We start from the raw sequence: 19,267 nt of genomic DNA on the forward strand, positions 1-19,267 counted from the left end.
CTCGTCCCTCTCAACGGGGATCGATCACACGTCCATCCCCGCACCGTTCACCCGGAGCCATCTCTTGCGGTCCCGGTAATCGGGGAGGATCTTATCCACCTCGTTCCAGAACGCTCGGGTGTGATTCGGGAAGCGGAGGTGGGCGAGTTCGTGGACGACGATGTAGTCCAGCACGGTCGGCGGGGCCATCATGCACTTCCAGTGGAAGTTCAAGTTCCCGGCTGGCGAGCAGGAAGCCCAGCGGTTTTTCAGGTCGAACACCTTCACCGCCTTCGCAGCCACGCCCATCTTCGATTCATAGATGCCCACCCGCTTCGGCAGTCGTTCCAGCCCCTTCCGCCTGTAGAACTCCTCGAACGTCGCCGTGAAGTCCCCCTCGGACGGGAGCTTGCCACGCCGAAGATGGCAGAAGTAACCGTTCTTCAAGATGAGGGGCTGATCCTGGTCATCGACGAGCCGGAGCCGATAGGACCGCCCGAGGTATGGGAAACCCTCGCCGTTGACGAACGCCCGCTGCACCCTCGACGAGTTGAGGTCGTGCCACTCGGCGAGGCTCTTGTAGATCCAGGGCCGCTTGCTCTCGATCAGCGACTCGACCTGCATCTCGGAGAGGCTGGAGGGGACGAGCACCGACACCTGGCCGTCCCGCTCGACGTAGATGCTGGCGGTCTTCCGGTCGCTCCGGGCGACCTTGTACGTGATGTCCTTGTAGGTCCGGGTCATGACAGGATGTCCCGGTGCCGGATCTTGGCGAGGGCGGCGACCTCGGTGACGATACGGTCGCAGTCCTCGATTATCTCGTCGATCCCGGTCAGCAGCAGCAGGTCCGACAGGGCACCCTTGAGCTTGTCCACCTCGTAACCGTTCGCCCAGAAGTTGATGATGCCGATGTCCCTTCGGAAGAGCCCGACCATCGCCCGAACGGCGTCCTTCAGGGAGTCGTCGCTCCCGCTCGGCACCACGGACCCGAAGGCGATCTGGCCGATCAGGTCGTAGAACGGGGCCTCCTTGGTCGAGAGCCCAGAGACGGCTTCACGACGACCGGCCTCGACCTCCTGCCGCAGCCCGGACAGTCCCAGGAAGAGTTGGTCCCACTCCTCCTTGTGCTGGAGGATCAGGGCTTCGAGCTTCTCGCTGAGCTTCTGATAGAGGGCGGGGTCCTCCTCGAAGTGGACCTTCAGGTGCTTGCGGATGGCGTGCTCCATCTCGCTCGCCTTGGCCTTCGACGACCTGTTCCCTTCGACCTCCGTGATGAAACCGGGCGAGAATAGCTCGACGGGCGGGATCTTCGGGTTGATCCCGAGGCTGACGAGGTGTTCGTTGATCAGTTTTCGCACCTTCTCCCCCACGCCCGAGATGTCGAGCGACTCGTCCTTGTAACGCTGACGCACCTGGGCGAGCACGAAACCGAATCGCCGGGCCGGGATCTTGTAGGGCGTGGCCGCAGGGTTCGGCAGGATGACGTCCATGCTCTGGTAGAACTTCTTCAGGTAGACCTCAAAATCGGCCCGGACCTTGATATCCTCCAGCAACTCGACGGCCCGCTCCAGCGTCTCGTGATTCCGCTTCGAGTCCGTGATCGTCTGCCGGACGAACTCTTCGATCTCCCCCACGCCTTGGTCGGCGAACAACTGGATCAGACGTCGGAACCGGCTCTCCAGGACCGGGATTTCGCTGGCGACTTCCTTCATCGCCCCAAGGACGTCCTCCCGGTCATCCTCGTCGGCGTAGATCGTCAAGGCTTCCTTCAGGTGGCTGGCGAGGCCGATGTAATCGACGACGTAGCCCCGGTTCTTCCCCTTGGCGACCCGGTTCACCCTGGCGATCGTCTGGAGCAGGTTGTGCTCCTGGACCCGCTTGTCGATGTACATGACCTGCTCGATCGGGGCGTCGAAGCCGGTCAGCAGCATGTCGCAGACGATCAGGAAGGCGATCCCGGTCTCCGGCACGTCCTCGTCGAGCTTCTTCTTGAAGTTGTCCACGGCCTTGGCTTCCCTCGAAGCCTTCCTGGCCTCGGTGATAACGGCCTTCTCGTTCGTGCCCTCGGACGAGACGACGACCGCCGATCTCAGGAACCCGAGCCGTCCGATGAGTTCCTCGTCACGGTAGCCCTCCAGATCGTCATCCCCGAGCCCTTCCACCTGGCCGGATCGGACCGGCTTGGCCTCTTCCTCCTTCAGGCGGGCGGCGAGGGCACGGTCGATGTACGTCTTGTAGTGGACCGCCGCCATCTTCGACGAGCAGACGACCTGGGCCTTGAAGCCGTTGGGCAGGATGTTCTCGACGTAGTGTTCGACCAGATCCTCGGCGATCTCCTCGATCCTGCTCTCGGCTTCGAGGATGTCGCCCCTCGTGCCGTACTTCTTCTTGATTTCCAGGATCTCCTCGTCGGTGCGTTCCCTGAAGAGGTCCTCGAACACCCGTCGCTCCCGCCGGGCCTGATCCCTCACCATTTCGACGTTTGCCTCTTTCCGCATCTGGGCCGTGATGTGCTTCTCCACGAACTCGTCGTAGCTCGTGTCGAACTCGTGCTTGTCCTTGAGTGCGGTGTCCGCCGTCCGCCCCTCGTAGAGGATCTGGACCGTCGCCCCGTCGGCCACGGCTTCGTGCAGCTTGTACTTGTCGATGTAGGACCCGAACCGTTGCACGGTCTTCTTCGTGTGCCGGTCGGTGATCAGGGGCGTCCCGGTGAACGCCAGCCGGGTCGCATTGGGGAAGGCTTCGAAGAGGTTGTCGCTGAAGCTCCCCTCGGGGTCGCTCGACTGGGTGCGATGGGCCTCGTCGATCATCACCAGGATGCGTTCGGACGGGTTCACGACCCCGAACTGTTCGTAGGTCGGCATCCCTCCGAGGGCACCGGCGAGGTATCCGGGGACGTCCTTGTCGGTCCCCTCCCGGAACTTGTGGACCATCACCATGTTCAAGTTCGATGATCGGCTCGCCAGCTTCGTCCTGAGGTCGTCCGTGCTCCCGATGTACGTGACCTTCTCGCCGGTCAGGGTGGCCGTCTCGCCGAGTTGCTCTTCCAGGTCGGTGCGGTCGTTGACCATGACGACCTTGTAATCCTTCAGGTCCTCGCAGGTCCGCAACTTACGGACGATGAAGACCATCGTCAGCGACTTGCCCGACCCTTGGGTGTGCCAGACGACCCCCGACCTCTCTCCAGGCGTCTCCTCCGTCCGCAGCCGCTCGACGATCTTCCTCGTCGCCCGGTATTGCTGGTAGCGGCAGGCCACCTTGACCCGGACCTTGTTGATCTCCATGAAGATCGTGCAGTGGCGGGTGATGTCGAGCAGGATCTCCGGGGCCAGCATCCCCTGGACGAGCTTCTCCTGAGCCCGCTCCTTACCCAGCGGGGGCGTATAGGCCCGGTACTCCTCCGGGTAGATGTCGTTCCAGGGTGCGAAGAACTCCTCCTCGGTGGAGGTGATCGTGCCGTAGTCGGCCTTCTCGCCGGTCGTGCGGACGAGCAACTGGTTGTAGTGGAAGAGGCGGGGCTCGCCCTCCCGGAGCCCGGCCCGCCGTGTCTCCTCCCGCTGCTCGCTGTACCGCATCAGTTGCAGGAAGCACTCGTGGAGCGGGTTGGCCGTGACGGCGGTGGCGTCCTTGCATTCGACGACGACGAAAGGCAGGCCGTTGACGAACAGCACGATGTCCGGGCAGATGAAGTTCTTGACCTGCCCCGGCGTGTCGATGCGGAACTGGTTGACGGCGAGGAACTCGTTCCGCCGCCAGTCCCGCCAGTCGATCAGCGTGACCTCCGGGTACTCCTCACCGGTCACTTCGTTGCGGTCCACCGTCGTCTTGAAGAGCCGCCTGAGGGCCTCCTCGTTGGCCTCCAGGAGGTCCTTGCCCGGATACCCGGCCAGTTCTTCGTGCAGGTCGTCCAGTTGCTTCTCGGTCAGCCATCCCCGGCCATCGGAGAGGATGTTCAGTGCCCTCACGGCCCGCTTGAAGTCGTCCCTGAGGACGCACTCCCGGAAGCCCGCCCGGCGGCTCCGGGCCGGGTCGGTCGGGACGCCGACGCCCTGGTCGATGACGGTCCATCCCAGGGCGGACAACTGGTCGAGGAATGGCTTCTCGACGATGCTGCGTTCTGACATGCTCAGCCACCCCGCAGAGTCTTATGCCCCTGGATCGTCAGTTGCCGTTCCTGATGCTTGCTTCTCGGCTTCTCGGGGATCGTCAGGGCGACCATCCCCCGGTCTTCGAGACGGGCCAGGGCCTTGCGGAGGCTGCCCGTGATCGCCTGATGCCCGAGGTCCGACGCCAGGCCCGACGTGCTCCTCGGCCCGTCTTTCAACGCTCGGAGGATACGCCACTCCGTCTCGGTCAGGTCTTGGACCCCATCTTGGACCCCATCTTGGACCCCATCTTGGACCCCGCCGGTATTCCTGCGAGGCCCATGTTCGGGGTGGAAATCGGGGTGGATCGGTAGTTCCACCAGGAAGTATGTGCGATCCTTATCCGTCTCGAAGCGGGGTGGGGGTGAGCCGTTCTGATGCATCGCCTCCCGCATCGTGGGGATGCCCGTGCATCGGCCCTCGGTGAGGTCCAGTTCCTTGAGGAATTCCCCGATCCGGCGGTTCCGGTAGCGTCGGGCGATGATCCGACCGACCTGGAGGGCCTTGATCTTGATCGACGGGTCGAGGCCGGGATAGCTCACGATCTCGATCCCGTCGGGGTTGACCCGAACCTCGATCGGCTCCCGCTGCTCATAGCTGCGATGATACACGGCGTTGACCAGGGCCTCTTCGAGGGCCGAGAACGGGTAGTTGAAGAACCGCTTCGCCTCGGCACGGTCGGGGAGCTTTACCACCCGCTCTTCGAGCACCCGATTCTTCAGGTAGACGAACGCATCTCGCAACTGGTGGTGGAGCGGACCCTGGAAAATCTTCTCGTCGAGGTTCCCCCCGGCGACCCCCTCGGGGAAGCGGACAACCTCGATCTGCGTCCCCGGAAAAAAGCTCTCGGGGGCGTCGTTGAAAAACATCAGGCCCACATTGCGGGGCTTGATGGATTCGTCGCCCCCATCCACGATGTTCATGTTCCGGCCCAGGTCGGCGAGCGGCATCTTCGAAGAACTGGCGTACAGGTCACTCTTGATCTCTCGCAAGAACGAGCGGATCAATGATGGACGCAGGTCGTCCAGGTCAGCCCGATGGTTCATCCGGTCGTCGAAGGGCACGGTGGCTGTCAGGCTCAAGAGTTCTCGGAGGTGCTCCCCCTTGGCCTCGACGGTGCTGGAGTAGCGCCGGATGTAGTGGCGTGGCTCCTTGAGCTTGGCCGTGACCTCCTTGGGGACCTGGTAGGGGCGGTTCTGCCCTCCCGGTGCCCAGAGCACGACGAGATTCCGACCCTGGAACTGCTCGATGCTCAAGATGGGGAAGTAGGGCGGCTGGATCTGGTTACAGTAGCCCAGGAGTTCCCGCTGGATCTTGTCCAGTTGGGTCGAGGGGATACCCTTCGGCGGGAAGATCGGCTGGCCGTCGTCGTCGCAGTCCTGGCCGATGACGACGTAGCCGCCCCCCAGGTTCTCGAAGTCGTTGGCGAAGGCGCAGAGCGTCCGCAGAATGGGGTCAGGGTTCCAGCCCGCCTTATATTCGATCCGGTCCCCCTCGACCGTCCGCTGCCGGAGCAGGTCTTCGAGGTTCAGGGGCAGCTTGCTACTCATCAACGACCTCGTTGTCCTCTGCATCCGAGAGAATGGCTTGGAGGGTCGCTTCATCGGGAGTCGCCCGGAACCCGAAGAGCAGCCCGACAAGCTCCCTGGTCGTGGAGACCCTGCGAAAACGGCCCTTTGGGATCACTCTGATTCTCGGGCGCTCCAACTTGACGCCCTTGGTCGCTTTCGCATGCTTTGCCACCTTCAGATCGACGATCGGCGGCAGAGGATGCCCCGCTTCACCGCCGAAGAAGAGGTAGGAGAGCCGAATGCGGCGTGTCGCACGATCCTCGTCCCGGACCACCCAGACGACGCAGCCGCCCGGCTTCCCGGAGAGGGCCAGGTTCACGTTCTGTCCCTTGGACTGGGCTTCGGGCTTCGAGGTCTTCAACTGAACGTGCCGCATCACGCCGTTGCACTCGAATACGACGTCATAGCCCGAGGCATCAACCTCGGATCTCAGGACCTCAACAGTCTCACCGAAAGCATAGAAAACTTCCTGGAGGACCTCCGAAATGAAGACGTGCTCGACCAGGCTTTCAATAAACGAGGACTTGAGGTAACTGTCGTCGGCAGTGCTCACGAGAGACTCATCCTTTCGGAGTCAGGCTACTCATCGTCGCCCCCGTTCCCGCCCGCCGCCGCCGTCTGGATCGCCTTGAGCGTGGTGCCGTCCTTGTCCTTCCACTCGATCCGCCCGTTGGCCGAGCGGCCCAGGACGACGCCCGCCGCCGTGGAGGGGGACTCGAAGGCGTGATCGTCGGCGATGACGTCGTGCTGGCCTTGGGCCACGATGACCTTCTGGTCCCGCAGGTCCTTTCTCAGCGTGCTGAGGTACTGGTGGATGGACGGGACCTCGGACTTCACGACCTGCGAACCCTTGACGACGACGAACCCCTTGGCGTCCTCGTACCCCGTCGCCTTGATCCCCTTCGATTCGAGGAAGAGGTGGCGGGCCGGTCTCCGGGGGGCCTCGATCTTCTCGAAGACGTTCAGGCCCAGCAGGGGGAAGATGCTCAGCATGTCGAGCAGGAAACTCTCGACGTCGGCGACCTCGGCTTCGGAGAGGGTCGGCGGCAGCGACGGCTGGGCGTTGTCGAGCTTGCACTGCTTGGCGGCCCTGGCACGCTCCAGGAGCCGGGCTTCCAGGTGCTTGACGTGGGCCTTGTTCAGGTTGTTGTCCTTCGCCACGAAGAACACCGCCCAGTTCCAGAAGTCCTTCTTGCTGAAGTGCGGGTTGAGGCGGCTCTTGACCGGATCGCCCTCGCCCACGTACAGCGTCGGTAGGCTGCTTGCCTCGGTCGTGCCGAAGAGGATGTAGACGCCGGTCCTGTCGAACTCGGGCCGGACGACCGACTGCCGGTAGATGGTGCGGTTGAATACGACGCCCAGGCCCGTCCAGTTCGACTTCTCGACGAGCCGCAGGCCGTCCGGGTCGCCGTCGGGGACGAAGATGCGGATCGAGAACGGTCGCTGGAGATCCTTAGTCATGGGCGGCCTCCTCGGCGGGGTCTACGTGGACCCGAACCTTGCCGGTGAGGAGGTCTTGCATGAGGCCGATCTTGATTAGCTGCCATTGATGCTTGGCGTTTTGTTCCCGATATATTTGATGCTCGACGGAACGGAGGCTCTCAACAATCCGACGTTGTTCGAGCAGAGGTGGCAATACTAACTGGCATTCGACTAAATCACGAGTATAAACTGCTGCAACGCTAGTTGTGCCAGTAGCAATTCTCTTGAACTGAGCCCACCCCTTCTGGGTTTCGAAGAAGTATCCAGCGTAAAAGTCATCCAAGTCACTCGTGAATTTGATTCTCATTATGTTCGAGTTAAATGCGCAAGCAGGAAGATCAAGACGCCAGACGGCTGATTTGCCGACAAGCTCCAAAGTGTTCCTGGTGTTGAAAAGAAAGTCTCCGTGCTGCAAAAGGAAGGGCCTTGCCTGGTCTGCTGACGACGCACTCAAAAACTCCAGCTTCCCAAAAGAAAAACCACCTTTAGTCAGGTTGCCCATTTTCAGGAGAGGTAAGCCGTCGCCTTGTGGATTGCCCAATAGATTGGTCCCAAGTTGCATACTTCGAATGATGTCGCCGAGTCGTAGCTTTTTCCATCCTATTGGATACCAGCCGAGTATCGTTTCATAATAGAGGCTCGGGGCTTCGGCGTGGGGAGGACGCAGTTGGCCGTGCTCGTCCACGCCACGGGTGAAGAGGTCGTGCATCATCCCCTGTTTGACCGCCTGATACTTGGCAATCAGGGCTTCCGTCTTCTCGATCAGGTTGTCGAGGGTCGTCAGAATCTTGCCGATCTTCTTCTGTGCCGCTGGAGACGGGAGCTTGACTCGAACCCTCTCGAAATCCTTGTAATAGAGCCGTAGGCGGTCATCAACGACCCCGAAAGAAAGGCGTTTGAACTGGGCGACCGTCCCCTCGTAGGTGAGGAGGTACTCAGAAAACCTCGGGTCCATGCCGTTCAGGGGACGGACCACGACGTAGGCGGGGCTAACTAGGCAATCCTCTTCGGCGAGGCTACAGACGCCCTGCCACATCCGCATCATGTTGTAGGCGAGTTCGCCGGAACGCACGAGGCGATGTTCTTCGTCGCCGAGGTTCGTCTCGACCCTGCGCTCGTCCTGGTTCCTCGGGACCAGCCCCCGCCCCATCGAGAGCGACATCACCGGGAGCCCGGCCCGGCCCCGGTCGTGGCTCTGTGCGAAAAGCTCCTTGAGGGCCTTCTCGGGCAAGGGATGGTCCTTGGCTTCTGGCTCTTGATTACTCATAGCCCAACTCCTTCAGGAACCCATCGAGTTGGGCCGCCTCCCTGTCCCTCTCCGCAAGGATCTGCCTGGCCGTGACCTCATACTTGGCCCAGAGGTTCTCGACGGAGGCGACTAGGCCCCGCTGGTACTGCCGCAGGTATTCGTCGAACTGCTCGGTCAGCACCCGCCGGAACCGGGCGAGGATCAACACCTTGGCCTCGGCCTCGGTGATCCTGGCCCGAGCCGCCGCCACGAGGTCGTCCTTGGCTTTTTCGGAAGCCCGCATGTTGGCCCGGAGGGTCCTGAGTTCGACTTCCAGGGCCGTATGGCGTGACAACTGCTCGTCGATCTCGTGAAGACGCCGGAGCCTGTCCTGGGCGTCCGCCTCGTCATCGCTGGCCTCAGTGCGAAGCTCCTGTGGGTCGAACAGGGGCGACCGGCTCCGCTCGGCACGGAGGGCGTCGGCCCGGCGTTCCTTGACCTTCTTCTTGGTGTCCTTGACCTCGGCGTTCAGGGCCTTCCGCTCTTCCTTGAGCGACTGGACGAGCGATTTCGGCAGGAAGCCGCCATCGGTGTCGGCCTCGTCCGGTACGGCGTCGTCCTCCTCGGCCTCGGTTGCGGCGGCGAAGAGGGCTTCGAGTTCGGCGATGCGGGTGCGGTCGGCCTCGATCCGTTCCAGGACATCGGGGAACTGCGACCGCAGAATGTCTTCCTCGGGGATCAGTTCGGCGTTCCATCCGTTGGCGGCGACCGACTTCAGGTCGCCTGCGAGCGTGTTCATGAACCCGGCGAAGGCCCCACGGACCTTGTTGCCGTCGAGCACGCCCTGGGGCACGAGCGACTCGGCGATGGTCCCCAGGAATCGTCGCCGGAGATCGTAGACGTTCCTCGTCCTGGGCAGATCGCCGATCGCCGTGACGCTCTGGTCCCACCACCGCCCCAGGCCCTCGTGGAAGGCGGCGTGCCTGGCGATCGTGCCGGGGGCCGTCTCGATGAGGGGCTTGATGGAGCCTTTGCCGGGGATGGCGGGGGTGAAGTCGAGGTAGCGGTCATCCCTGGGCTGGAAAAGCAGGTCCCTGACCCCGGCGTAGTTGTCGAAGTAGCCTTGCAAGGCGTTGACCTCGACGGCGGGGATGCCGCCGTGGAGGTGAGCCCGGACGTCGTGCGGCTCGGGGGGAGGGCTGTTATCGACGTAGCGCCGGATGTTGAGGTTGAAGTCCTCCCGACCCAGTTCTTCGTGGGGGACGGGTCGGCTGTACTTCTCGACCGTCAGCCTGTGGCGGTAGACGTGGGTGATCTTCTCGATGTCCTCGGGCCGGAGCGAGTTCTGGTTCTTGCCCTCCCTGAACTCCCGATCGGCGTTGATGAAGAAGACGTCCTTCCTCTGGCTGGCCCCGTCCTTGTTGATGACCAGGACGCAGGCCGGGATGCCGGTGCCGTAGAACAGGCCGGGGGGCAGCCCGATGACGGCTTCGAGCCAACCCTCCTCAATGAATCGCTTCCGGCACTCCCGCTCGGCCCCGCCCCGGAACAGGACGCCGTGCGGCATCACGCACGCCAGCTTCCCGTCCGATTTCAGCACGGAGACCATGTGCTGGACGAACATGAGGTCGGCCTTCTTGCCCGACTCGGGCATGAAGACGTGGAAGCGGTCGGCGAACCTCATGTCCTTCTTCGTGTAGTTCTGCGAGAACGGCGGGTTGGCGATGACCCGATCGAACCTTCGAAGTTCGCCGGTGGGGGCGAGGTGCTGGGGGTCCTTGAGCGTGTCCCCCTGGCGGATGTCGGACGAGTTGACCCCGTGCAGGATCATGTTCATCTTGCAGATGGCCCAGGTCCCGCCGTTGTCCTCTTGCCCCGACAGGGCGAGGTCCCTGGAGTCGCCCCCGACCTCCTCGACGTACCCCCTCGACTGGATCAGCATGCCCCCGGAGCCGACGGTGGGGTCGTTGATCGCCATCCCCTCGGCGGGCTCGATGATCAGCACGAGCAGCCGGGCGACCTCGGCGGGGGTGTAGAACTCGCCCCCCTTCTTCCCGGCGCTGTCGGCGAAGTACTTGATCAGATATTCGTAGGCCGCACCGAGGAGATCGGGGAACTCGAAGCTCTCGTTGCGGAGGGGGATCTCCTCGAAGTGCTGGATGAAGGCCGAGAGGGTGGCGTCCTCCATCGTCCGCTGGCCGACCTTGCGGTTGAAGTTGATCCCCTTGAGGACGTCCTGGAGCGTGTTCGGGTTGGCGTCCTCGATGGCGGCGAGGGCCTTGTTCAGCCCGGAGCCGACCGAGGTCTTCAGGTGCCGGATCTGGTCCCACCGGGCCTCGGGCGGTACGAAGAAGTTGTACTTGTCGGGGTTGGCTAACTGCTTGTCGATCAGGTCGGCCCGGAGCCCCCTGGTGAGGTAGTCGGCCCGCAGCGCCTCCATGTCCTGCTCGAACTGGTCGCTCAGCCGCTTCAGGAAGAGCATCCCGAAGATGTATTCCTTGAACTCCGAGGCGTCCATCTTGCCCCGGAGGATGTCGCACGCCTTGAACAGCAAGGTCTCCAGCTTGGCGAGCGTCAGCTTGGCGCGCTTCCTCCCGGAGCGTACATCCAAAACCCCGGTCGCATCACCCTTCGACAGGACAACATCGCTTGCCATTTACATCTCCGCTGACCGTCCCGGACGTTGATGCACGTCGCCCATGCCCGAATGAATTCTTCGAAAAGTGCAATCAATCTTCACTGATCTAAGGTGAAGTCGATGCGATTCGGTTTTCTGGCTGCAAGAGGGCCATTATGCGCCCTTTCACCTTCCTGGCATCGATCCAGACTTCTCGGCGTCCCAGGCGTTTCCCGCCGGAGTGCTCCCACGAGCCGAGGTCTTCCCGGCCCGATGCTTCCAAGGCATCCTCGTCTCGGTGCAGCCGGTGGATGACCGAGGACTCGGGAATCCGCATGTTCGTGACGATGGTCAAGTTGGCCGCCCGTGCGGCGGCGTTCGGGACGACCTGGACGGCCCGCAACCGGGCCTCGGGCCGGGCGTCCTCGAAGAGCCACTGCGAACCCTGACTGATCTCACGGTGGTCCTCGGCCTTGTGGCCCAGGGACGCTTCGAGGTACACGACCGCCGTGGCCGTCCTCCGGTGGCATGCGAACAGGGTGGACTGGAAGCTGGCGTCGGGGAAGTGCCGCCGACGGACCGATTCCACAACCTCGAAGTGCAACCGTGACCGGCCCGACATCTCGGAATCGAACGCCGGTCCGAGGATCGGTTCGTAGAAGCCGACCCTGGCGGCGATCTCGTCCATCAACCGTTCGAGCGGGTCGTGAGATGCCCTAAACACTGGCGTTTTCACCTCGCCGTTCCCGACCAGGAAGTGGGCGACCTCATGCCAACGGGTGAAGAACCGACGTGCCCCCTTCTCTCCCCGACAGTCGATGATGGCGACGAGTCGGTCCGGGGCGTCGGTGGCCGCCTTGCTGCGGCGGTAGGTGGCACCGAACGTCGAGCCGTCCAAGTCGTGCTTGAGGAACCTGAAGACGCCCTCCCCGAGCTTCACGTACTTCTCGATCAGGGCATCGAGGTCCTCGTCGCTCCAGACGTCCTCGAAGACCATCCGCAGGCGGCTGGCGACGACCGCCTCAAGATGATCTATGGACGCCACCGGCCCGTCCTCTTGCACCCATCGACCGACCCTCAGCAGGCAATGGCCCACGATGGCATCGACGTGGGACCCACATCCCGATAGGCCCAACTCGGCGGCGAGGGCGCCGACTTCGGGTTCCTGATCAAGGCGGCTCATTCGAGGAACTCCTTCACGGCCTCGTAAAACTTCTGCCAGTCCACCTTCTCCGTGCCGCCCTTCTTCGAGACGCTCCGATGGGCGACGATCTGCTGGTGCATCTCCAGCAGGGTGAGGGCCTGGCGGAACGACAGGCCCGCCTTCGCAGCGAAGGAAGCCAGGTTGGCCGGGATCTGCACCTCGGTGGCGACCGGTCCCGGCTCCTCGCCGGACATGAGATAGTCCAGGGACAGGCTCAGCACCCGACCGAGGTCGAGAAGTTTGTCCGCACCGATGCTCCGCTTGCCGTTCTCCAGGTCGGACAAGAAGCTCTTGCTGATACCGGCCTTCTCGGCCAGTACGTCCTGCGTCCAGCTTAACTCCAGCCGCCTTCGACGGATGCGTTCTCCGACCGATTGCATCTTCGTGTTCACGTTGGCCTCCGACGAAACCATACCCCATCGGCGTGTCCGCAGCAAGGGGAAGTCACGGCTTGCAAGAAGTTTGACTTCTTGGATAGCGGACCTTAGGATTCGATCATGCCCTTAACCGGCCCTCTACGATGAGCAAGTCTTCACGGGACGGGCCAACCTTGCGGGCCGGTCCCGCCCCATTTCCCCGGTGGAGATCCCGCCCGATGCTCGGAGCCGCCCCGACCGAGACGGTCATCTTCTTCTCCGAGCACTTCCGCCTGGAGCGGGGCCAGGATGAACTCGACTTCGTTGACATCCCGGTCAGCACCGACGTGCCGCTCTACGTCGATCCGTACGCCTTCAAGGTCGGGACCGACCTCTGGTCGATCGAGTGCAACAACCTCGTCGTCGATTTCTTCCAGAGCGTCGTGGATAGCATCCGGGCCGAGGACCACGGGCGGGCCAGGCTGCTGCTGAGCAACCTGCACGAACCCGACATAACCCACCTGGGCCAGTCTAGGGGCCGCCCGAGGGGGCGGGGCATCGGCGGGGAGCAGGCGATCGACCTCTACGAGCGCCTGAAGCAGAGCAAGGCGGCCAGGTCCGGCGTCCTCCGGGACTTGAACGACTGCGAGTTGATGATCCCCGGCATCGGCCACGACAAGGTTTCCGACATCACCATCAACATCGTCCGACGCCGACTCGTCTGGTTCACGGAGCTTCAGTGCCGAATCCACAAGATCCCGTCCCGGCGGGTCCAGGCCGGGGCTTCCTGGGACCCTGCCCTGGGGGACTGGAAGAATGGCTACGGTAATTTACCCATCTACGACGGCATCCCGGTGCTCCTCGTCCCTAAGCTGAGCATCCGCTACCATCCCGCCTCGGACCATCAGGAGTATTACCACATGTTCGTGCTCGAATACCTCCAGTAGGAGAACCTGAACACGAACTCGTCGCTCGTGCAACTCCTGAGGAATGGAAAACGCCGGGTCACGAAGAAGTCGCTCGAAGAGCTATTTCCCTGCGACAAGGAGTTCCTGTTCGAGTTCTCGCAGGAGCATCCCGAGGTGCTCAAGCATTACAAGGACTCTTTGCCGGTCAAGGACTCCCCGATCAGTGACGAGGAGATCGGCCAAGTGTACCTGAAGGAGTTCGGGCGACTCCCCGGCTCGATGACCATCAACCACATGACGATCAATACGGGAGATCAAATTGTGAAGAACATCGTACATGGCGACAACATCGGCGGCGTGGTCGGCTCCGGCACCGTGAACGCCAGGGATATCTCGGTCTACAAGGATCACGTCGAGGGCTCGCAGACGCTCGACCAAGAGGCGAAAAGACTCTTGTTGGAAGCCCGGTCCGGCCTGGATGGTCTCAACCTGCCGGTCGCCGACAAGCATGACGTGGCCGACAACCTGGGAAAGTTGACGGCGGAAATCGAAAGCCACGCAAAGGAGGGCGGGCTGATCAAACGGTATTATGAGCGGGTCAAGGAGGTCGCCCCGACCGTCGCCTCGATTCTTGCAAGTATCAAGGACGTAGCCGAGTTCATTCAAGCTATCTCGTGAGTTGAGAAGAACAAGTTAACCTTTTGGCTCATGATGGATTCCGGGGTGGTGGTCTATCCGTGTCGGACATAACTCCATGCAGTAAAACAACTTGTTCGCTCAGTGCGAGCATTAGGCCATGGGGTCGGAAACCTCGCTCTTGAAAGTGGTTATGACGAAAACAACAAACCACCACCCCGAAATCCATCATGAGCCAACCTTTTTTCGGTGTACTCAACCAGGTCCCGGAGTCGGCATCGACTTGGACGAGAACAACCGGATGTACAACTCAGGAGCAATCTCACGAAGATCGAGGGGCCGTCGGCGGTCGCACTCGCTCAAGACCACGCCTGTCGGGCCACTTCGCCGTCGCCGAGGAGGGCCGCCTGCGGCTCGTCCCGCTCCCGACCTGACCGATCCCCGTAGCGAGAGGCCCAGGAAGCAGCGTGTCTACCACCTTCAAGCAGCACGTCGCCCCGTTCAACGCTCAACGGCTGGAGGCGATCAGCCGCATCCTGGGCGACACCGAAGGCAACCTGACCGGCCCGGAGATCGGCTACCTGCTCCGGGACAGCCGCATTCCCGACTGCTCGCCCGATATGACCAAGCGGAAGCGCCTGCTCAACGCCTTCGTCACGATCCAGAACGAGCAGCAGGTCGGCAACCACATCACCATCTTCATCAAGCGGTCGATGGACCCGGCCCGGTACGTCGAGAACCCCACCGTCTTCCACGCCCGCCGGAACCGGCTGAACACCGTGTTGGCCCTCTGCGGGATGACCCTCGGCGAGGACGGCCAGATCCGCAAGGCCGACGCCGCCCGGACCATCGACCAGGCCCTCGAACGGGCCAACCGCCTCCACGCCGCCCTCGTCCAGCGTGCCGTCCACGCCGACGTCCTGAGGTTCTGCAACGCCGAGATTCTCCAGCAAGACTACTTCCACGCCGTCTTCGAGGCGATGAAGAGCATCACGTCGAAGATCCGGGGCCTCTCGGGAACGACCGGGGATGGCGTCGAACTGGTTTACACCGCCTTCGGCATGAGGTATGGCCCGCCCCTGGTCGCCATCAACAGGCTGGACACCGAGAGCTTGGAGGGAGAGCAGCGGGGCTTTATGAACCTCCTGAAGGGCCTGTACGGCACCATCCGCAACCCGCTGGCCCACAACCCCAGGCTCGAATGGGACATGACCGAGCAGGACGCCCTCGACATTCTGACGACGATCTCGTTGGTCCATAGGAAGCTGGACTTGGCGTACCGCTACCGACCCTGAGGTTCGACGAAGCTCGTACAAAGTGCCATAAGCAGGCGAGGCAAAGATCACGGCTGAGGGAGAGCTAAGACGTGGACCTGTTTCTCGACACCAACATCTGGCTCTCGTTTTACCACTACTCGAACGATGACCTTGAAGAGTTGCGGAAGCTCGTCGTCCTGATCGAGAAGGAAAAGGTAACGCTCCATGTTACCGATCAGGTCGTGGACGAATTCTGGCGGAACCGGAACGCCAAGTTCAACGACGCCATTAAGAAATTCAAGGCGGACAGGCTGAACGACCAGTTCCCCCAACTCTGCAAGGACTACGAAGAGCCGTATGAGCAGATGAGAGTTGCGATCCGCCGGTACAACGAAGCCAAGGGCCTCTTGCTCCGCAGGCTCACCGAGGACTTCGGCAAAGAGAAGCTCAAGGCCGACGCCGTGATCAAGGAGTTGTTCGCCAAGGCAAAGATGAATGTGGCGTCCCAGGCCGTCATCACCAGGGCGTTCTGGCGTCACCGGCGTGGGAACCCGCCGGGCAAGAAGGACTCGCTTGGCGATGCAATCAACTGGGAGTGCCTGCTCGAACATGTCGAGGACGGGCATGACCTCTCCCTGATCGCCGAAGACGTGGACTATCGGATGGAGGGCAGCGACGACGAGTTCTCGCCGTTCCTCGAACGGGAGTGGTCCAGCAAGAAGAAGGGTAAGGTCAAGTATTACAGGCGGCTGTCGGCATTCTTCAACGAGAAATTCCCGCAGATCAAGCTCGCCACCGAGCTTGAGAAAGAGATCCTGATCAAGGACCTGGCGAAGAGCCCGACCTTCAAGGCCACGAGGAGGACGCTCAGGGGCTTGTCCCAGGTTGATGACCTGACCGACGACCAGGCGTGTGAGATCCTCGAAGCCGCCTTGGACAACAATCAGGTCTACTGGATCGCCGAAGAGCCCGGCGTCCGTTCAATCCTGACGAAGCTCCTGGCCCTGCATAGGTCCGCACTCGATGCGGATCGTGTGGAAGAATTCGATAGGTTATACGCCAAGGAGAAGTCCCCGGAGATGCCGGAACCCGCCGTCGATTATGGCCCCGATCTCCAAGAAGGCGAATCTACTGATCCGTCGAAGAGGCCGGAAATTCCCCACCCCAGTGTCGCCCCCGACGATGATGATGAGATCCCATTCTGACCAATCCGCACCTCCTCCCGATGCAGATCCTCTTCCTCCACGGCTGGCACTCGGTCCCAGGTGGCGTAAAGCCATCCTACCTGATCAGGCACGGCCACGAGGTCATTAACCCGGCCCTCTCGGACGACGACTGGGACCAGGCCGTCCGCACCGCCCAGGCCGAGTACGACCGGCACCGCCCCGACTTGATCGTCGGCTCCTCCCGTGGCGGCGCCGTGGCGGTGTATGTCGAGTCGGGCTCGACCCCGCTGGTCCTCCTCTGCCCGGCATGAAAGCGCTGGGGCAAGGTCACGACCGTCAAGCCGGGCACGGTGGTCCTGCACAGCGAGGCCGACGACGTGATCCCGATCGCCGACAGCCTGGAGTTGGTACGGGCCAGCGGACTGCCCGAGTCGGCCCTGGTCGTCGTCGGCACCGACCACCGCCTGGCCGAGCCAGAATCTCTGACGCAGAGGTTGGAAGCATGCGACTAACAATATTGCACTCGACTCGACTCGACTCGACGGCTGATGGCGATCAATCTCATGGCGGATTCCGCCGGGTGATGCATGCGACGGGGGCCAAATTCATCGAATTCGTTACTTTGCGCCCGGATTCGCCTGCTTTGAATTCGGGGCGATGGGGGTCGTATGCGGCGACTGGGGCAGTGTAGGCTTTGCTTTTAACTGTGGAACCGAATCATCCTGGACGGGAAGGGTGACAGCGTGCCTCCCTGGTAATTTTGAATCGTTTTGGGAAGCAAGCGTGGATCGGTTGGAAACCTGTGTTACAAGGACAATGCCGATTATAGAGACCCCCAAATGGAATAAAATCCATAGGACAAAGAGTGGAATTTTTTCGATAAACCGATTCAAGCGTTTAGTATTGTGCTTTGCGATTCCTTGTTGAATTAGACCAAGAATTGGCGTGGGAGTTCCTGCAACTGACAACCTTTGCTCGATTTCGTTTCGTAAAGCCCCAGCAATCCGCCAGTGAAATCGAAACCTTTCGTAATGTTTAAGACTAAACACGGCCCCGAAAATTCCGAGTAAGATCAGGAACACGGGCAAGGAATACCCGATTTGATCTAAGGGCTTGTTTGCTACAAAAGCCAAGATCGCTCCCTCAATCACCAGTATAAAGTTCCCGATGTTGGACCGTTGGGTCTCCTGATGACGCCCCTGCTCGTAATGTTCCTTGCAAAAATTTCAGAGGATTTCGAGATCATCTTTCATTGTGGGCGTCCTTAAACGGTGAGAAATGATGGTTGGGTTGCAACCCTGATCTTCTTCCCAAGTACCACTCGCACGCCATGCAGGCCAACCGTTCATGTTCTAAAGGGTTGAAAGCCAAGACTCCACCTCCTCGGTGGACGGCTTCTCCTTTGACATTAACAATGTCTCGCCATCGAAGGGTGATGGAGGGCGTAGCTCCAAAGTAGATAAGCGGTCTTCACCACTGCCGAAGTACTTGAACAAACGTAAGAGTATTTCAAAAATGTTTGATTGGCAGTCGTGTATGCTGAATATTTGTACTAACTCGAGGTTGGGGATTGGTACTTTGGTTTGCCCTTTGAATGTTTTGAATTTCTCTACGAAACGGTATCTGTATTGAATGTCGATTAATTTCTCAAGCGAATTGAGTCTGTCGATCTGGTCTCTCAGGGCGATTAGAGTCTCTTGAAGTGGGCCCACTTGGTATTTGTCGTCCTCGGGATTAAAATCCAAAAACTCCCCTGATGATAACGCCTCATTCAAAAAGTGGACTGCCAGTCGGTCTCCTGCTTTTGCGCCAATCAGGCAAAATATCGCTAGATTTGACAGCGAATTGCCCTTGTAGATCGATGTGTCATCGACCCCACCCTTCAATTGGCTGCGAGCCGCACTGGTCCACATATATTGAGGCGTTGGGACTCCTTTTACTTTGCCGAGTAGGGCCTTGATGTTCCCAAGTAGCTCATGGCGAAGGTTGGCCGCCAGAGTAATCCTTCGCACGCTGTAATTAATATTGAAAGCAACCTTAAGAGAATCTATTATGTCTCTAAAATTTGCAAATGTGTGAACCCAATTTCCCGCCGGAAAGGCTGATTCCCCCTTGATCGCTGCTTTCATTTCGTCCGCTCTGCTTATCTCACGCAAGAAGTCGAAAAGATCCTTGGGGTCATTGATCGCCTTGCTCGGGTGATTTGGTAACTCTGCGATGATGGGATTGTCTAGTTCCAAATTCTGCGAAGACTCTCTTTGAAGAAAATCACTTAGAGCCTTCCTGTCTTCCTTGATGTCCCAGATCTCTTGCCTGACAAAGGTCAAAATTTTTAGACGCCCCTCAGTCAATTTTCGATATGCGGTTCTATATTCCAGCCTTGTAATGCTAATCCGCTGCTTCTGGTCGAACCATCCGCCAACCCGTCCACCAACCAACAAAATGAAGTAGTCGGCCATCTCAATGGCTTGAATGCAGGCGTCGTAGGAGTTTTGGTCTGGCAGCTTCGGAAAATCATTAAACTCAGAAAGGAAAACCTCATAATCTAGCTCTTCCAGCCAATACTTAATTGCGGATCGCAAGTCACGAAAGTCGTAAATTGTTGAAGATATGAAAATTTTTGGTTTACCAGAAGCCATATGACTATTCCAGAGTTTATCGAGGAGGAAAATTCGTCCGAGGCGGTCCTCTGATTTTCGCTTTAGCCGAATGTGAAAAC

General features: G+C 60.5%; 16 protein-coding genes. 6 read left to right on the forward strand and 10 right to left on the reverse strand.

What is annotated here, in order from left to right; translation table 11 throughout:
- Positions 1–24: 24 nt before the first annotated feature.
- From TA3x_RS02755 to TA3x_RS02795, 9 genes are all read right to left on the reverse strand, one after another.
- Complete coding sequence (locus TA3x_RS02755) at positions 25–723, reverse strand: M48 family metallopeptidase (RefSeq protein ID WP_435018572.1); 699 nt, start codon at positions 721–723, stop codon at positions 25–27.
- A complete protein-coding gene (locus TA3x_RS02760; protein WP_435018573.1) occupies positions 720–4,103 on the reverse strand; it encodes a type I restriction endonuclease subunit R in 3,384 nt (1,127 codons plus the stop codon). The genes TA3x_RS02755 and TA3x_RS02760 overlap by 4 nt, the downstream gene beginning before the upstream one ends.
- A 2-nt stretch (positions 4,104–4,105) precedes the next feature.
- Positions 4,106–5,674: an ATP-binding protein gene (locus TA3x_RS02765; protein ID WP_435018574.1), complete on the reverse strand. Its 1,569-nt coding sequence runs from the start codon at positions 5,672–5,674 to the stop codon at positions 4,106–4,108.
- Positions 5,667–6,248, reverse strand: coding sequence for a hypothetical protein (locus TA3x_RS02770; RefSeq protein ID WP_435018575.1), 582 nt, complete (start codon positions 6,246–6,248; stop codon positions 5,667–5,669). The genes TA3x_RS02765 and TA3x_RS02770 overlap by 8 nt, the downstream gene beginning before the upstream one ends.
- A gap of 26 nt (positions 6,249–6,274) precedes the next feature.
- Positions 6,275–7,156, reverse strand: a complete 882-nt coding sequence (locus TA3x_RS02775) for a GIY-YIG nuclease family protein (RefSeq protein WP_435018576.1) — start codon at positions 7,154–7,156, stop codon at positions 6,275–6,277.
- On the reverse strand, positions 7,149–8,444 hold the full coding sequence (locus TA3x_RS02780) for a restriction endonuclease subunit S (protein WP_435018577.1): 1,296 nt from the start codon (positions 8,442–8,444) through the stop codon (positions 7,149–7,151). Before TA3x_RS02780 ends, TA3x_RS02775 begins: the two co-directional genes overlap by 8 nt.
- The gene (locus tag TA3x_RS02785) at positions 8,437–11,061 is read right to left on the reverse strand and encodes an N-6 DNA methylase (protein ID WP_435018578.1); all 2,625 of its coding nucleotides are present in this window, start codon (positions 11,059–11,061) and stop codon (positions 8,437–8,439) included. Before TA3x_RS02785 ends, TA3x_RS02780 begins: the two co-directional genes overlap by 8 nt.
- Before the next feature lie 88 nt (positions 11,062–11,149).
- A complete protein-coding gene (locus tag TA3x_RS02790; RefSeq protein ID WP_435018579.1) occupies positions 11,150–12,205 on the reverse strand; it encodes a hypothetical protein in 1,056 nt (351 codons plus the stop codon).
- Entirely contained in the window at positions 12,202–12,618 is a 417-nt protein-coding gene (locus tag TA3x_RS02795; protein WP_435018580.1) for a helix-turn-helix domain-containing protein, read from the reverse strand. The genes TA3x_RS02790 and TA3x_RS02795 overlap by 4 nt, the downstream gene beginning before the upstream one ends.
- 203 nt (positions 12,619–12,821) lie before the next feature.
- On the opposite strand from TA3x_RS02795, the gene TA3x_RS02800 reads away from it, so the two are divergent.
- The 6 genes from TA3x_RS02800 to TA3x_RS02825 all read left to right on the forward strand — a co-directional run bounded on the left by TA3x_RS02800 (position 12,822) and on the right by TA3x_RS02825 (position 17,060).
- Positions 12,822–13,529: a hypothetical protein gene (locus TA3x_RS02800; RefSeq protein WP_435018581.1), complete on the forward strand. Its 708-nt coding sequence runs from the start codon at positions 12,822–12,824 to the stop codon at positions 13,527–13,529.
- Positions 13,530–13,556: 27 nt separating this feature from the next.
- Positions 13,557–14,168 (forward strand): hypothetical protein, encoded by a 612-nt coding sequence (locus tag TA3x_RS02805; protein WP_435018582.1) that lies wholly within the window; start codon positions 13,557–13,559, stop codon positions 14,166–14,168.
- A 425-nt stretch (positions 14,169–14,593) separates the two neighbouring features.
- Positions 14,594–15,421 carry a TIGR02391 family protein gene (locus TA3x_RS02810; RefSeq protein WP_435018583.1) on the forward strand — a complete coding sequence of 276 codons (828 nt, stop codon included), beginning with the start codon at positions 14,594–14,596 and terminating at the stop codon, positions 15,419–15,421.
- Between the two features lie 71 nt (positions 15,422–15,492).
- The gene (locus tag TA3x_RS02815; protein ID WP_435018584.1) at positions 15,493–16,587 is read left to right on the forward strand and encodes a PIN domain-containing protein; all 1,095 of its coding nucleotides are present in this window, start codon (positions 15,493–15,495) and stop codon (positions 16,585–16,587) included.
- 20 nt (positions 16,588–16,607) lie between these two features.
- The gene (locus TA3x_RS02820; RefSeq protein ID WP_435018585.1) at positions 16,608–16,859 is read left to right on the forward strand and encodes a hypothetical protein; all 252 of its coding nucleotides are present in this window, start codon (positions 16,608–16,610) and stop codon (positions 16,857–16,859) included.
- Positions 16,860–16,898: 39 nt separating this feature from the next.
- Positions 16,899–17,060: a hypothetical protein gene (locus tag TA3x_RS02825; protein WP_435018586.1), complete on the forward strand. Its 162-nt coding sequence runs from the start codon at positions 16,899–16,901 to the stop codon at positions 17,058–17,060.
- Positions 17,061–17,900: 840 nt separating this feature from the next.
- On the opposite strand, the gene TA3x_RS02830 is transcribed toward TA3x_RS02825, so the two are convergent.
- Complete coding sequence (locus TA3x_RS02830) at positions 17,901–19,187, reverse strand: DUF4062 domain-containing protein (RefSeq protein WP_435018587.1); 1,287 nt, start codon at positions 19,185–19,187, stop codon at positions 17,901–17,903.
- Positions 19,188–19,267 lie beyond the last annotated feature (80 nt).

The organism is Tundrisphaera macrotermitis, from assembly GCF_051175315.1.
GTDB lineage: Bacteria > Planctomycetota > Planctomycetia > Isosphaerales > Isosphaeraceae > Tundrisphaera.